The organism is Pseudomonas sp. IPO3749 (genome assembly GCF_013386605.1).
Lineage (GTDB): Bacteria > Pseudomonadota > Gammaproteobacteria > Pseudomonadales > Pseudomonadaceae > Aquipseudomonas > Aquipseudomonas azotoformans_A.
Genome location: NZ_JACARN010000065.1, coordinates 1 through 12,583 on the forward strand (window position 1 = coordinate 1; position 12,583 = coordinate 12,583).

The 12,583-nt window shown below is 62.2% G+C and carries 16 protein-coding genes; 10 read left to right on the top strand and 6 right to left on the bottom strand.

Going from position 1 to position 12,583, the window contains the following annotated elements:
- Positions 1 to 415: GNAT family N-acetyltransferase (locus HX812_RS23765; RefSeq protein WP_178949130.1), on the bottom strand; the 415-nt coding region annotated here is incomplete at its 3' end.
- Positions 416 to 564: 149 nt separating this feature from the next.
- Between HX812_RS23765 and HX812_RS23770 the strand changes: the two genes are divergently transcribed.
- Genes HX812_RS23770 through HX812_RS23785 form a run of 4 tightly spaced genes read left to right on the top strand, consistent with a single transcriptional unit; the run spans position 565 to position 3,090 of the window.
- Positions 565 to 984: a nuclear transport factor 2 family protein gene (locus HX812_RS23770; RefSeq protein ID WP_038850594.1), complete on the top strand. Its 420-nt coding sequence runs from the start codon at positions 565 to 567 to the stop codon at positions 982 to 984.
- Between the two features lie 42 nt (positions 985 to 1,026).
- Positions 1,027 to 1,371 (top strand): YciI family protein, encoded by a 345-nt coding sequence (locus HX812_RS23775; RefSeq protein WP_038850595.1) that lies wholly within the window; start codon positions 1,027 to 1,029, stop codon positions 1,369 to 1,371.
- A 34-nt stretch (positions 1,372 to 1,405) separates the two neighbouring features.
- The gene (locus HX812_RS23780) at positions 1,406 to 1,885 is read left to right on the top strand and encodes an SRPBCC family protein (protein WP_038850597.1); all 480 of its coding nucleotides are present in this window, start codon (positions 1,406 to 1,408) and stop codon (positions 1,883 to 1,885) included.
- The gene (locus HX812_RS23785; RefSeq protein WP_038850598.1) at positions 1,882 to 3,090 is read left to right on the top strand and encodes an RNA polymerase sigma factor; all 1,209 of its coding nucleotides are present in this window, start codon (positions 1,882 to 1,884) and stop codon (positions 3,088 to 3,090) included. Before HX812_RS23780 ends, HX812_RS23785 begins: the two co-directional genes overlap by 4 nt.
- A 1-nt stretch (position 3,091) precedes the next feature.
- On the opposite strand, the gene HX812_RS23790 is transcribed toward HX812_RS23785, so the two are convergent.
- The gene (locus HX812_RS23790) at positions 3,092 to 3,817 is read right to left on the bottom strand and encodes an SDR family oxidoreductase (RefSeq protein ID WP_038850599.1); all 726 of its coding nucleotides are present in this window, start codon (positions 3,815 to 3,817) and stop codon (positions 3,092 to 3,094) included.
- Positions 3,818 to 3,928: 111 nt separating this feature from the next.
- On the opposite strand from HX812_RS23790, the gene HX812_RS23795 reads away from it, so the two are divergent.
- On the top strand, positions 3,929 to 4,771 hold the full coding sequence (locus HX812_RS23795) for a LysR family transcriptional regulator (RefSeq protein ID WP_038850601.1): 843 nt from the start codon (positions 3,929 to 3,931) through the stop codon (positions 4,769 to 4,771).
- A 10-nt stretch (positions 4,772 to 4,781) separates the two neighbouring features.
- On the opposite strand, the gene HX812_RS23800 is transcribed toward HX812_RS23795, so the two are convergent.
- A complete protein-coding gene (locus HX812_RS23800) occupies positions 4,782 to 5,636 on the bottom strand; it encodes a LysR family transcriptional regulator (protein ID WP_038850602.1) in 855 nt (284 codons plus the stop codon).
- A gap of 88 nt (positions 5,637 to 5,724) precedes the next feature.
- Here HX812_RS23800 and HX812_RS23805 point away from each other — a divergent pair, with 88 nt between their 5' ends.
- Positions 5,725 to 6,165, top strand: a complete 441-nt coding sequence (locus HX812_RS23805; protein ID WP_038850604.1) for a multidrug/biocide efflux PACE transporter — start codon at positions 5,725 to 5,727, stop codon at positions 6,163 to 6,165.
- On the opposite strand, the gene HX812_RS23810 is transcribed toward HX812_RS23805, so the two are convergent.
- Positions 6,152 to 7,057, bottom strand: coding sequence for a LysR family transcriptional regulator (locus HX812_RS23810; protein WP_038850605.1), 906 nt, complete (start codon positions 7,055 to 7,057; stop codon positions 6,152 to 6,154). The two genes, HX812_RS23805 and HX812_RS23810, sit on opposite strands and share 14 nt — an antisense overlap.
- Before the next feature lie 50 nt (positions 7,058 to 7,107).
- Entirely contained in the window at positions 7,108 to 7,866 is a 759-nt protein-coding gene (locus HX812_RS23815) for an SDR family NAD(P)-dependent oxidoreductase (protein ID WP_038850607.1), read from the bottom strand.
- Between the two features lie 106 nt (positions 7,867 to 7,972).
- Between HX812_RS23815 and HX812_RS23820 the strand changes: the two genes are divergently transcribed.
- Positions 7,973 to 8,869, top strand: coding sequence for a LysR family transcriptional regulator (locus HX812_RS23820; protein ID WP_038850609.1), 897 nt, complete (start codon positions 7,973 to 7,975; stop codon positions 8,867 to 8,869).
- On the opposite strand, the gene HX812_RS23825 is transcribed toward HX812_RS23820, so the two are convergent.
- A complete protein-coding gene (locus HX812_RS23825; protein ID WP_016978327.1) occupies positions 8,866 to 9,783 on the bottom strand; it encodes a LysR family transcriptional regulator in 918 nt (305 codons plus the stop codon). The genes HX812_RS23820 and HX812_RS23825 overlap by 4 nt on opposite strands.
- Before the next feature lie 120 nt (positions 9,784 to 9,903).
- On the opposite strand from HX812_RS23825, the gene HX812_RS23830 reads away from it, so the two are divergent.
- The 3 genes from HX812_RS23830 to HX812_RS23840 are packed head-to-tail and all read left to right on the top strand — an operon-like array spanning position 9,904 to position 12,569.
- Positions 9,904 to 10,662 (top strand): 5-oxoprolinase subunit PxpA, encoded by a 759-nt coding sequence (locus HX812_RS23830; RefSeq protein WP_038850610.1) that lies wholly within the window; start codon positions 9,904 to 9,906, stop codon positions 10,660 to 10,662.
- A 57-nt stretch (positions 10,663 to 10,719) separates the two neighbouring features.
- On the top strand, positions 10,720 to 11,598 hold the full coding sequence (locus HX812_RS23835) for an allophanate hydrolase subunit 1 (RefSeq protein WP_038850612.1): 879 nt from the start codon (positions 10,720 to 10,722) through the stop codon (positions 11,596 to 11,598).
- Positions 11,595 to 12,569 carry a biotin-dependent carboxyltransferase family protein gene (locus HX812_RS23840; RefSeq protein ID WP_038850615.1) on the top strand — a complete coding sequence of 325 codons (975 nt, stop codon included), beginning with the start codon at positions 11,595 to 11,597 and terminating at the stop codon, positions 12,567 to 12,569. Before HX812_RS23835 ends, HX812_RS23840 begins: the two co-directional genes overlap by 4 nt.
- Positions 12,570 to 12,583 lie beyond the last annotated feature (14 nt).

Genomic DNA, 12,583 nt, shown 5'->3' on the forward strand with positions numbered 1-12,583 from the left:
CCCCCAGATACAGCCCCATCGCCGCCCCATTCTCCGCATCCACCGACAACTCCAGCCCCTGAATCTGCGGCCACGCCTGCAACGCCGCTGCGGGCAGCGCCTGCAGGCAGGCTTTGCCGAAGCCACGCCCTTGCTGATGCCGATCCACCTGCAACGCATGCAAGGTCGCGCTGTGCTCATCCGCCCAGTGGGGCAGGCAAGGCGGGCGTTTGAGCAGCAGGAAGGCCACGGGCGTTTCGTCGGCGAGCAGGGCGAAGCCCTTGATGGCGTCAGGATGGGGATTGACCAGCAGGCTGTTCAGCGCACAGTAGATATCGCCGGAATACGCCAGTTGCTCGGGGTGCACTTGCAGGGTGTCGAGTTGCTGTTTCTGCGCAAGGCTCAACGTCTCATACAGGGCGAGGCGGGTTTCCATCGGGTGCGTATCCGAAATCCTACAAAGAGGCGTGGATTCTAGCGGGTTTGCCGGGGGCGAAATTATTTTTAAGCGGCTTGTCGATTGGCCGGTGGGCCATTCGACTAAGGGTGTCTTCCGTGATGTTTTCTACCCCGAGGAGTATCGCCATGAGCACGGCCATCAACACCCTGATCGACCAATGGAAACAAGCGGTCACCGCTAAGGATGTCGAGAAGATTGTCAGCTTTTACGCCGACGATATCGTCGCGTTCGACGCCGTTGGCGCCCTGCAATTCAAGGGCAAGACGGCTTACCAGGCACATTGGCAGGCCTGTATGGAATTCTGCCCTGGCCCCGGCATTTTCGACTTTCATGAGCTGCATATCGTTGCCGGAGCAGACAGCGCTTTCGCCCACTGGTTGGCCCACTGCGGCGGCACCGGCCCGGACGGCGTGCTCAAGACCTGCTGGATGCGGGTCAGCGCCGGCTACCAGCGCATCGATGGTCAATGGAAAGTGGTGCATGAACACTGGTCCGCGCCGTTCGACATGGAAACCGGCGCTGGTCTGTTCGACCTGAAACCTTGACCCGCGCGATCTATAGTCAGTCGTCCGAAAATGGAGAAACCCATGAAATATCTCTGCCTGATCTATATCAACGAACAGGTGCTGCACACCTCGCCGGACAGCCCGGCAGACCCTGAGTGTTTCGCCTACGCGCAGTCCGTTCAGGCCAGCGGCCGCATGCTGGCCGCCGAGCCGCTGGAGTCGGTGACCACCGCCACCACTGTGCGCATGCGCAATGGCAAGTTGTCGGTCACTGACGGGCCGTTCGCCGAGACCAAGGAGCAGCTCGCTGGGTTCTACCTGATCGAGGCCCGTGATTTGAACGAAGCGATCCAGGTGGCCGGTGGCATTCCGGCCGCCCGGGTCGGCAGTGTGGAAGTGCGCCCTGTGCGTGAATTGAATCTCTGAATACAACAACCCTAAGACTCAAGAGGTTTACCCCATGTCTACGCAACCTGCCGAGTTTGAATTGTCCATCAGCCGCGTGATCGATGCACCGCGCAGCCGTGTGTTCCGTGCCTGGACCGAACCCGCCTTGCTCCAGCAATGGTGGGGGCCCCATGGCATGACCACCCCCGAGTGCGAAATGAACCTGTGGGTTGGTGGCCTGTTTCGCACCTTGATGCGCGCACCGGACGGCGCCGAATACCCGACCCAGGGTGTGTTTCTGGAAATCGTCGCGCCACGGCGGTTGGTGTTTACCGATGCCTTCACGCCGGGCTGGATTCCGTCTGGCAAGCCGTTCATGACCGCCGAAGTGACGTTGCAGGAAATCGAGGGCAACAAGACGCTTTACACCGCCCGCGCCATGCACTGGAGTGCCGAAGACAAGCAGGCCCACGAAGCCATGGGCTTTCATGACGGCTGGGGCCAAAGCCTGGATCGGCTGGTCACCCTGGTGACCGAGGGCATGCCCGATTGACCCTGTCGGTCGAGGCCATTTACCGCGGCGAATCACGCCGGGTCCTCGCGACGCTTATTCGCTTGCTGGGCGATTTCGACCTGGCCGAAGAAGCCCTGCACGAAGCGTTTTTCGTGGCGGTACAGCGTTGGCCGATAGACGGAGTGCCGGACAATCCCCGCGCCTGGCTGGTGTCGACTGGGCGCTTCAAGGCCATCGACCGTCTGCGCCGCCAGGCGCGGTTCACCCCGTTGTTGCAGGCGCAGGCCGATACACTGGAAGCCGCTGACTGGAGCGATGAAGACGTGGAAGATGACCGCCTGCGCCTGATCTTCACCTGCTGCCATCCCGCGTTGGCGGCCGATGCCCAGGCGGCGTTGACCTTGCGCGAGATCTGCGACCTTACCACCGAAGAAATCGCCCGGGCGTACCTGGCCACGCCGGCCACCATTGCCCAGCGCATCGTGCGGGCCAAGGGCAAGATCCGCGAGGCGAAGATCCCTTACCAAGTGCCCTCCCGCGACGAATTGCCCGAGCGCCTCGAGAGCGTGTTGCGGGTGATTTACCTGGTGTTCAACGAGGGCTATTCGGCGTCCATGGGGGCGGACCTGACCCGCGAGGATCTGACCCGTGAGGCCATTCGGCTAGGCCGATTGTTGATGGAATTGCTGCCCGAACCGGAAGTCATGGGCCTGCTTGCGTTGATGCTGCTACACGAATCCCGTCGCCCGGCACGCACCTCAGCCAGTGGTGAATTGGTGCTGCTGGATGAACAGGACCGCTCGCTGTGGGATATGTCCATGATCGGTGAAGGCTGTGCACTGGTGGAGCACGCGCTGAGCACACGGCGCTTTGGTCCGTATTGCCTGCAAGCCGCAATTGCGGCGGTGCACGCCGAAGCGCCCAGTGCGGGTGAAACCGACTGGCCGCAGATCGTCGGGCTCTATGATGTGTTACTCAGGATGATGCCGTCAGCCGTGATCGAACTGAACCGCGCCGTGGCACTCGCCATGCGCGATGGGCCCTTGGCGGGATTGCAGCAGGTAGAAGGGATTCTGGCGCGTGGCGAGTTGCTGGAATACCACCTGGCGCACTCGGCGTGCGGGGAGTTTTACCGGCAATTGGGTCGTGTCGAAGAGGCACGAGTCGCCTACGAACGGGCGCTGGCCTTGACCCAGCAAGCACCCGAACGCAGGTTTATCGAAAAGCGTTTGGCTGAACGCTGAATCAAGGCTGCTGACGCGTCGCCGCCAACACAATTTCGCGAATGCACACATGCTGCGGCTGCTGGTAGGCATAGGCAATCGCCGAGGCCACGTCATCGGCGCTGAGCACGGTGCCGCCCATGTCCTGTTTCCACGCCTGATAGCCGGTCTTGATCGCTTCATTGGTGGTATGGCTGAGCAATTCGGTTTCCACCGCACCTGGGGCAATGGTGATGACGCGCACGTTGCTCGGCGACAATTCTTCGCGCAGGTTTTCCGAAATCCCATGCACGGCAAACTTGGTGCCGACGTATGCCACGTGATTCGGGAAGGTCTTGCGGCCCGCCACCGAGCTGACGTTGATGATAGTGCCGCTTTGGCGCGCAACCATGCTGCCGGCCACGGCGTGGATGCCGTTGAGCAGGCCTTTTACGTTCACATCCAGCATCTGTTCCCACTGCGTCGGGTCTTGCTCGCTGACGGCGCCCAGCAGCATGACGCCGGCATTGTTGATCAGCGCATCGGCCGGGCCGAACTGGGCTTCGGCTTCTTGCACTGCGGCGACCAGGGCCGCGCGGTCGGTGATGTCGACACCACGGTTCAAGGTATTCGGCAGGCCCAGATCGTTAAGGCGATCAATGCGACGCGCCAGCAGCAACAACGGATGGCCGGCGGCCGACAATAGGCGGGCGGTGGCTTCGCCGATACCGGAGCTGGCGCCGGTGATGATGATCAATGGCTTGCTCATGCATGAACTCCTGAGATAAGAAAAATCGATAACGGGATCGTGGGCGCAGTATATTTACCGTCGCCAAGGCTGAAAAATGCCTTATTTCTCTGTCAGTCATCGGATTAAGCTATGGATGTTCGTCACCTCAAGGCATTTCTTGCAGTCTTTGAAGAGCGCAATATCACTGCGGCAGCCCAGCGGTTGTTTATCAGCCAGCCGACGTTGTCGGTGACGATCAAGCAGTTGGAGGACGAGCTGGGAGTGGCGTTGTTTGTGCGTCAGCCACGGGGTGTGGAGGTGAGTGCCGAGGCGCGGGTGCTGTACCCCCAGGCGCGGCGCATGGTGGCTGAAGCCGAGGCGTTGAGCCGCCTGTTTCGCGGACGCGAAAATCGCATCGCCCTGGAACTGGGTGTGGAAGGCGATATTGCCGACAGCCAGATCGAAACCTTCTTGCGCATGGCGCACCAAGGCCTGCCGGGCTTGTTGCTGACTTTGCAGGAGGGCTGCGAAGGCGAAGGGCGTCTGGCCGTGGAGGAAATGTGCTGTGAGGACGAATTATTCCTGCCACTTTGGGAAGAGTCCTACGTGATGGTGTTGCCTGCCGCGCACCCCATGGCGCAATCGGGAAAGGAGCAGGCCTGGGCACCGATTGAAGACTGGATCACCTGCCCACAACACGATTCACACCAACGCTTGATGGCCTTGTACGGCCGGTCGCCGCAAGCAGTGGCCGGGCACGCCGGTTCGCTGACCCAGGCGTTGCATATGGTGGCGGCCGGTGTGGGCGTGGCAATGTTGCCGCTGTCGCTGGCGGTTGAGCGGGCCGGTGTGGTGATTCGTGAATGGCATTTGCCGGCACCCACGCGTCGGGTCGGACTGTGTTTCGCCGCGCAAGCCCTGGAGCTGCCTGCGTTGCGTGCCTTGCACGAATACTTCCAGAACAACCGCCCGCCGCAATTGTCGGCCGCATAACCCTTGCGGATTATTCGAGCATCTGGCTCATCATCCAGCTACCAGCCGGCCCCGGTGGGTGCTGCCGCGACCACAGCGCATCCACCGCCACCGAGCGGGGCCAACCCCGGACGTTGAGTTCAACCAGCCCGGCGTTGCCAAAACGCTCCACCAACCAACGCGGTAACTCTGCCCAGCCAAAGCCGAGTTGCGCCATCTCCATCAGCATCAGAAAACTCGGCGCCGACCACACACGGCCCGAGGGGCGCGTTTCGTTGGGGCTGATGATGCTCGCCAGGCGCAGTTCACGGTGTTGTTGCAAGGCGTGCGGGTCGATGTTCGCTACGCGGGTCAATGGGTGATCGGGTGCGACGAACAGCGCGATTTCCGTGCGTTCGGCAACGGGCGAGCGGGTCAGATCGGGCGGGTAAACCTCCTGGGCTTCGATCAAGGCAATCTGTGCGCGGCCGCTCTGCACCAGGGCGATCAGGTCTTCGCACTCGGCGATCAGCCATTCCAGTTCAAGGTCCGGGTAGCGTTGTTCGAACGCCTTGAGCGCAAGCTCAAAACGTTCCGACTGGTAGGTGTCTGACATGGCGATCGTCACCTTCGGCTCCAACCCCTGGGCCAACTGGCTCGCCGCCAACTCCAGACGGCTGCTGGCCTCCAGCACCTGCTCGGCGCGTTGCAGCAGCACATGCCCGGCCGGGGTCAGTGTCGGTTTGCGACTGCTGCGGTCGAACAGCACCACATCCAGGTCAATCTCCAGGCTCGCCACTGCCGCGCTGACGGTGGACTGGCTCTTGCCCAGCTTGCGCGCCGCCGCGGAAAACGAACCCTGGGTCGCGGCCTGGACAAACGCTTGCAGCACTTCGTGGGAGGCCATGACTATCGCCTTGATCGATGGTTATTAGTTATGAAGTATCGATTCAAAGGGTAATCATGGCAACCATCGTCACTTACGGAGAAGGGTCATGCACCCCACCAAGTCGATTACTGAACGTGTTTGCCAAGCCCTGGGTTTCGAAGGCCTGGCGTTGTTGATCTGTACACCGCTGCTAGTCTGGATCACCGGGCGGCCGGCCCTGGAAATGGGCGCGGTGACCCTGGGCTTGAGCCTGTTGGCGCTGACCTGGAACATCATTTTCAACAGCCTGTTCGACCGCCTCAAGGTGCGCCTGCAACTCTCGGGTGGCGGTTGGACGCGGGTGTTGCATGCGCTGATGTTCGAAGGCGGACTGATCATCGTCGCGGTGCCGTTGATTGCCGCGTGGCTCAACATCAGCCTGATGCAGGCGTTTATGCTCGATATTGGCGTGCTGCTGTTCTTCCTGCCTTACACCTATGTGTATCACTGGGGGTATGACGTGATCCGGGAAAAAGTCGTACAGCAGCGCCTGCCTAGCCAAGCTTGAGCCCGGCGACAAAATCCAGGAACGCCCGCACCTTGGCGGCGGGCAAATGCCGCGACGGGTAGTAGGCGTACAACGGAAAACGCTCGTCCGGCCAATCCGCAAACAACTCCACCAACCCGCCGGCCTTAAGCGCCGGCGCCAGCCCGAGGTCGAGCATCTGCGCCACCGCGTGCCCGTGTTCGCACACGCTGTACAAGGTGCTGGCATCGTTGACCACCAGGCGGCCATTGGTGCGCACGATCAGCTTTTCGCCGGGGCGATGGAATTCCCAGGCAAACGGACGACCGGTTTGCGAGTCGCGAAAGTCCAGGCACATGTGCCCGGTTTCCAGGTCTTGCGGGACTGTGGGGCGACCGTACTGCTCAAGGTAGGCCGGGGAGGCCAGGGTCAGCACGCGCACTTCCATCAGCTTGCGGGCGATCAACGAGGAGGATTGCGGGATACCGAAGCGAATCGCCAGGTCGAACCCGTCGGCCACCAGGTCACCGAGTTGGTCGCGGGTGTGCAGGTCCAGTTGCAGGTGCGGATAAAGGCGCATGAAGTCGCCGAGTACCGGGCCCAACACCAGCCGCGAGAAGTACGGGTCGATGTTTACCCGCAGGCGTCCGCGCACGGTCAATGCACTGTCGGCAGCGGCGTTGGCGGCGTCTTCGAGGCCGGCCAGCAGTGGGGCGATTTCCTGGTAGAAACGTCGCCCCTCGTCGGTTAATTGCACTGAACGGGTGGTGCGGTCGAACAGGCGGATGCCCAGGCGTTTTTCCAGGCGGGAAATCGCCCGGCTGACCCCCGAGGGGGTCATGTCCAGGCTGTCGGCGGCGCGGGCGAAACTGCCGCTGTCGACCACGGCCGCCAATACGCCCATGCCGCCGGCCAAACCTGGATCAAAACTCATCGGTGATTGCCTGTCAGTGATCTGAAGGCATGGATGCTAGCGCAGAATGTTCAGAGAAACATGCCGCCCGAGGCCTCGATGCGCTGGCCAGTGATCCAGTTGCTGCCATCGGCCAGCAGCGTGGAAATCGCGCCGCCGATGTCGTCCGGCAAACCGGCGCGCCCCAGGGCCGTGTTGTTGGCCACCATCGCATTCACATCCGGGTTGTCGCGCACCGCGCCGCCGCTGAAATCGGTGGCAATCGCGCCGGGAGCCAGGGTGTTCACGGTGATCCCGCGCGGGCCCAGTTCCTTGGCCTGGTAGCGCGACAGCACTTCCACGGCGCCTTTCATCGAGGCATAGGCCGCATACCCCGGCAGACTGAACCGCGCCAGGCCGCTGGAGATATTGATGATGCGCCCGCCATCGCGGATCAGCGGCAGCAGTTTTTGCGTGAGGAAAAACGGTGCCTTGAAGTGGATCGCCACCAGTTGGTCGAACTGGGCTTCGGTGGTCTCGGCAAAACTGGCGTGGGCGCCGATGCCGGCGTTGTTGATCAGAAAGTTGAAGTGATCCTGTGCGAATACATCCTTGAGCAAGCGGCCGACTTCACCGACAAAACCATCGAAGCTGCCACTCTGGCTCACATCCAGTTGCAGCATGGCGGCGCGGCCACCCAGGGCCTGAACCTGTTCGACCACCGCTTGGGCTTCAGTTACCGCACTGTGGTAGGTGCCGATGATGTCAACGCTCTGTGCCGCCAGGTGCAACGCGGCGCTTTTGCCCAGGCCACGGCTGGCGCCGGTGATGAGTGCGATTTTACGGGTCATGGTGCGGTCCTCTCAGGTGATCAGTGGCAGCGAGTGTATTTATTCGCCCATAACGTGATAAACAGCGCTATACCGGAATCACTGGCCGGATAAGGCGAACAATCCCATGAACAAGCTTGAGCTGCTGCGCACCTTTGTGCGCGTCACCGAACTGTCGAGTTTCACCCAGGCCGGCGAGAGCCTGGGCCTGCCGCGTTCTACCGTGTCGGAGCACGTGCAGGCGCTGGAAGAATTGCTCGGCGCACGCTTGTTGCAACGCACCACGCGCAAGGTGCAGGCGACCCAGGATGGCCGTGTGCTGTATGAGCGCAGCAAGGACTTGCTGGCGCACATGGAAGAGTTGGAGGGGTTGTTTCGCCAGGATGAGGCGCAGCTGACCGGCCGGATTCGCGTGGACATGCCCAACGTGATGGCGCGCGGCATGATCCTGCCGCACCTGCCGCTGTTCATGGAGCGCCATCCGCTGATCCAGATGGAAATCAGCAGCTCGGACCGCCAGGTGGACCTGATCGCCGAAGGCTTCGACTGCGTGTTGCGGGTGGGCGCCCAGCCCGATCAAACCGTGGTGGCGCGCCGGGTGTGCAGCATGCCGATGGTCAACTGCGTGAGCCCGGCCTACCTGCAACGCTATGGCGTGCCGCAGACCCTGGCGGACTTGGCGGATCATCAATTGGTGCATTACGTACGGCCGTTGGGCGCACGTTCGTCCGGCTTCGAATACCAGGCGGGCGGCAAAGTGCAGCGGGTGCCGATGGCCGGGCGTGTCACCGTCAACAGCACCGATGCCTACCAAGCGGCGTGCCTGGGCGGCTTCGGCATTATCCAGGTGCCGCTGCTGGGGATTCGCACCTTGTTGGCCAGTGGAGAGCTGGTGTCGGTGCTGCCGGATTACCCGGCGCCGCCGCTGGACGTGTCATTGCTCTACGCCGGCCAGCGGCATTTGCCGTTGCGGGTGCGAGTGTTCATGGACTGGTTAGCGGCGACCTTGCAAGCCCACCTCTAGCGCCGTGCCGACAACTGCTGCGGTGCCAGGAACGCGTCGTGGAAATAATCGCGCACCGCCTGCATTGCCGGGGTAAACGCGCGCTCACGGTGCCAGGCCAGGCCCACGCTCATTGGCGTCACTGGATCGGTGACGGTGAGCGTTTCGATGCGTTTGCCTTCCAGGGACCAGGGCCTGTGCACCAGGTCCGACAGGATCGCCACGCCGCTGCCGTTGGCGACCATGCTGCGCACTGCCTCCACCGAACTGGTGCGCAGGCGCACCTTGGGCGTCTGCCCGGCCTGCTCCCAATAGCGCATGGCGCTGTGTTCGGCCTCGTCAACCGTGAGCAGGATATAGGGCTCCTGGGCCACATCCGCCAGGCTCACGGCGCCACGTTCGCACAAGGGATGATGGCTGGGCAGCCACAGGCGGCGCTCTGAATTGAACAGGATTTCCGAGACGATATCCGGGTGGGTCAGGTTGGCGGTGAGTACCACGGCCATGTCGAACTGGCCGTCGAGCAACCCTTGTTCGATGGCCTGGCGTTCCTGCTCAAAGACTTCGATGGTCACGTCCGGGTGCCAGTGTTCCAGGCGTTGCAAGTGGTGCGGCAGGAAGTAACCGAGCACCGTGTAGCTGGCGGCCAAGCGCAGCACGCCACGGGCGCGGTAGTCGGGTAGCGGGCTGTTCAGCGCGTCATCGACACTGCGCAGGATCACGTAGGCACGGTTGAGAAAGTGCCGCCCGGCGTCGGTCAGGTTCATGCCTTGGGCCGAACGCACGAACAGCTGCACGCCGAGCATCGCCTCCAGCTCCTTGATCGCCGTGGTCACCGCCGATTGCGAGATATTCAGGTGAATGGCCGCCTGGGAGATCTGGCCGATTTCGGCGGTGGCAACGAAATAACGAATTTGGCGCAAGGTGAGGGACATCGGCCTCTCCAAAACATAGGGCTATCTGATTTTCAGAAGATGGGTCATCTGATAATAGATCTTCCCAAGGGGTCAAGCCGCAGCCTACTTTTCGTCCATCACTTAGGCGGAGCGACTTTGATGCAGGCAGTGGATTTCAACTCGGACATGGGCGAAGGCTTCGGCCCCTGGACCATCGGCGATGGCGTCGACGCGGAGCTGATGGCCTACATCAGCTCGGCCAACATTGCCACCGGCTTCCATGCCGGCGATCCCGGCACCATGCGCCGTACGGTCGAGCGCGCCAAGCAACTGGGCGTGGCCATCGGCGCGCATCCGGGCTTTCGGGACCTGGTCGGTTTTGGCCGTCGCCACATCAACGCACCGGCCCAGGAGCTGGTGGACGACATGCTCTACCAGCTCGGCGCCCTGCGGGAAATCGCCCGCGCCCAAGGCGTGACCCTGCAACACATCAAGCCCCATGGCGCGCTCTACATGCACCTGGCCCGTGATGAAGAAGCGGCGCGGTTGCTGGTGCAGAACCTGCAAATCATCGAACCGACGCTGTTGTTGTACTGCATGCCCAACTCGGTGATCTGGCGCGTGGCCAAGGAGTTGGGGCAGCCGGTGGTGCGGGAGTTTTATGCCGACCGTGAGTACGATCTGACCGGCTCCATCGTGTTTACCCGCAATGTGCGCGCGCTGGATCCGGCGACGGTGGCGGCGCGCGTCCTGCGGGCTTGTCAGACCGGGCTGGTGCGAACGGTGGAAGGCGAAGACCTGTTTATTGAATTCGATTCCATCTGCCTGCACAGCGACACGCCGGGTGCCCTTGAGTTGGTAGAGGCGACCCGCGACGCGTTGGACCGAGCGGGCATCACCGTCAAAACACCCCAATAAAAACGATTCCTCAATTTTTTCGCCTGCCTTTCTACAATGATTCCAAGAGGAACAGACATGGCTGAAACATCCCCCATCCGCTACAGCTTCGGCGGCGATGAACACCTGTTTGCCGAGGTCAGCGACAGCATGTCCCTGGAGGCCTTTTTCAAAGGCATGGCGGTGACCCGTGCCGTGGAGCGCCTGGCGTTGGAGGGTGTGCTGGATGTGTGCCTGGCCAATGCGTCGTTCCAGATCCGCTTCGACCCCGACCGCATCGCGCCCCACGTTCTGCTCGATGCGGTGCAGACCGCCGAAGCCCAGGCCGTGGCTGAGCGCACCTTGCACACACGCATCATCGAAATCCCAGTGCTGTACAACGACCCGTGGACCTTTGAGACCCTGATGCGTTTTCGCGACCGCCATCAAGACCCCAGCGGTACGGACCTGGAGTACGCCGCGCGCATCAACGGCCTGGCCGATGTGGAGGCGTTTATTGCCGCCCACAGTGGGGCGCCGTGGTTTGTGTCGATGGTCGGATTTGTGGCGGGCTTGCCGTTCATGTTCCAGATGGTCGAGCGTGAGCGGCAACTTCAGGTGCCCAAGTACCTGCGTCCACGCACCGACACGCCGAAACTCACCCTCGGCCATGGCGGCTGTTTTGGTTGCATCTACTCGGTACGCGGTGCCGGTGGTTACCAGATGTTCGGCGTGACCCCGGCGCCGATCTACGACCCGGCGCAGCAACTGGCGTACCTCAAGGAACACATGGTGTTCTTCCGTCCTGGCGATATTGTGCAGTTCAAACCTATGGACCGTGAGGCCTACGACCTGGCCGTTGCCGAAGTCGACGCAGGACGTTTCGACCTGCGCATCCGCCCTGTGGAATTTTCCCTCGATGCTTTTCTCGCCGACCCCATCGGTTATCCGAAATCCCTGCAGGAGGCGCTGGCATGATCAAGGTCCTCAAACCCGGCCTCGCCACCTCCGTGCAGGACCTTGGCCGCGAAGGCTATTACCACTTGGGCATCCCGCCGTCGGGTGCATTGGATCAATACGCGTTGAGTGCGGCCAACCACCTGGTGGGTAATCCCGTCGGCGCGGCGGGCCTGGAATGCACATTGATCGGCCCCGAGCTGGAGTTCCAGCAAGACGCGCTGGTAGCCCTCAGCGGCGCCTTGATGTCGCCGCGCCTGGACGGTGAAGTGGTGCACCAGGACACCGCGTTCCAGGTGCGCGCCGGGCAGGTGTTGCGCTTTGAATTTCCCAAGGCGGGCGCGAGGACTTATCTCGCGGTGGCCGGTGGCATTGACGTGCCGTTGGTGCTCGGCAGCCGCTCGACTTATACCCTCGGCGCGCTTGGCGGATTTAGCGGGCGGCGCTTGCAGGAAGGCGATGAATTGCCCATCGGTACAGCCAGTGGCACGGGCCGGGCGGGCAACAGTCTGCCGATGGCACTGCGCCGATCAGTGGGCGGCGACGTGACCCTGCGTGTAGTGCCGGGGCTGTATTACGAGCGCCTCACTGAGGCGGCCAAGAGCAGCTTCTTTGCCGAACCCTGGACCGTGGGTTCCGAAGCCGACCGCATCGGTTATCGCTTCAAGGGCGGCAGTGCGTTGAGCTTCCAGCCACGGGAGCAGCCGTTTGGCGCGGGGTCGGATCCGTCGAATATCGTCGACAGTTGCTACCCGATTGGCTCGATCCAGGTCCCGGCGGGATTGGAACCTATAGTGTTGCACCGGGATGCAGTGTCGGGCGGTGGCTACGCGATGATCGGCACGGTGATCAGCGCCGACCTGGACCTGATCGGGCAGATGCAGCCGAACCAGCGGGCGGGGTTTGTGGCGGTGACGCTGGAAGAGGCGTTGGAGGCGCGGCGGGTGTACAAGAAGCGGTTGAAGGCTATGACTGGGCTTTTCAATCACTGAAGAAATACAAATCC

Excerpts from the sequence above, each read along its gene's own strand:
- HX812_RS23770 (WP_038850594.1), top strand. The coding sequence starts at position 565 with ATGAGCACGGCCATCAACACCCTGATCGACCAATGGAAACAAGCGGTC.
- HX812_RS23775 (WP_038850595.1), top strand. The coding sequence starts at position 1,027 with ATGAAATATCTCTGCCTGATCTATATCAACGAACAGGTGCTGCACACC.
- HX812_RS23780 (WP_038850597.1), top strand. The coding sequence starts at position 1,406 with ATGTCTACGCAACCTGCCGAGTTTGAATTGTCCATCAGCCGCGTGATC.
- HX812_RS23790 (WP_038850599.1), bottom strand. The coding sequence starts at position 3,817 with ATGAGCAAGCCATTGATCATCATCACCGGCGCCAGCTCCGGTATCGGC.
- HX812_RS23795 (WP_038850601.1), top strand. The coding sequence starts at position 3,929 with ATGGATGTTCGTCACCTCAAGGCATTTCTTGCAGTCTTTGAAGAGCGC.
- HX812_RS23800 (WP_038850602.1), bottom strand. The coding sequence starts at position 5,636 with ATGGCCTCCCACGAAGTGCTGCAAGCGTTTGTCCAGGCCGCGACCCAG.
- HX812_RS23805 (WP_038850604.1), top strand. The coding sequence starts at position 5,725 with ATGCACCCCACCAAGTCGATTACTGAACGTGTTTGCCAAGCCCTGGGT.
- HX812_RS23810 (WP_038850605.1), bottom strand. The coding sequence starts at position 7,057 with ATGAGTTTTGATCCAGGTTTGGCCGGCGGCATGGGCGTATTGGCGGCC.
- HX812_RS23815 (WP_038850607.1), bottom strand. The coding sequence starts at position 7,866 with ATGACCCGTAAAATCGCACTCATCACCGGCGCCAGCCGTGGCCTGGGC.
- HX812_RS23820 (WP_038850609.1), top strand. The coding sequence starts at position 7,973 with ATGAACAAGCTTGAGCTGCTGCGCACCTTTGTGCGCGTCACCGAACTG.
- HX812_RS23825 (WP_016978327.1), bottom strand. The coding sequence starts at position 9,783 with ATGTCCCTCACCTTGCGCCAAATTCGTTATTTCGTTGCCACCGCCGAA.
- HX812_RS23830 (WP_038850610.1), top strand. The coding sequence starts at position 9,904 with ATGCAGGCAGTGGATTTCAACTCGGACATGGGCGAAGGCTTCGGCCCC.
- HX812_RS23835 (WP_038850612.1), top strand. The coding sequence starts at position 10,720 with ATGGCTGAAACATCCCCCATCCGCTACAGCTTCGGCGGCGATGAACAC.
- HX812_RS23840 (WP_038850615.1), top strand. The coding sequence starts at position 11,595 with ATGATCAAGGTCCTCAAACCCGGCCTCGCCACCTCCGTGCAGGACCTT.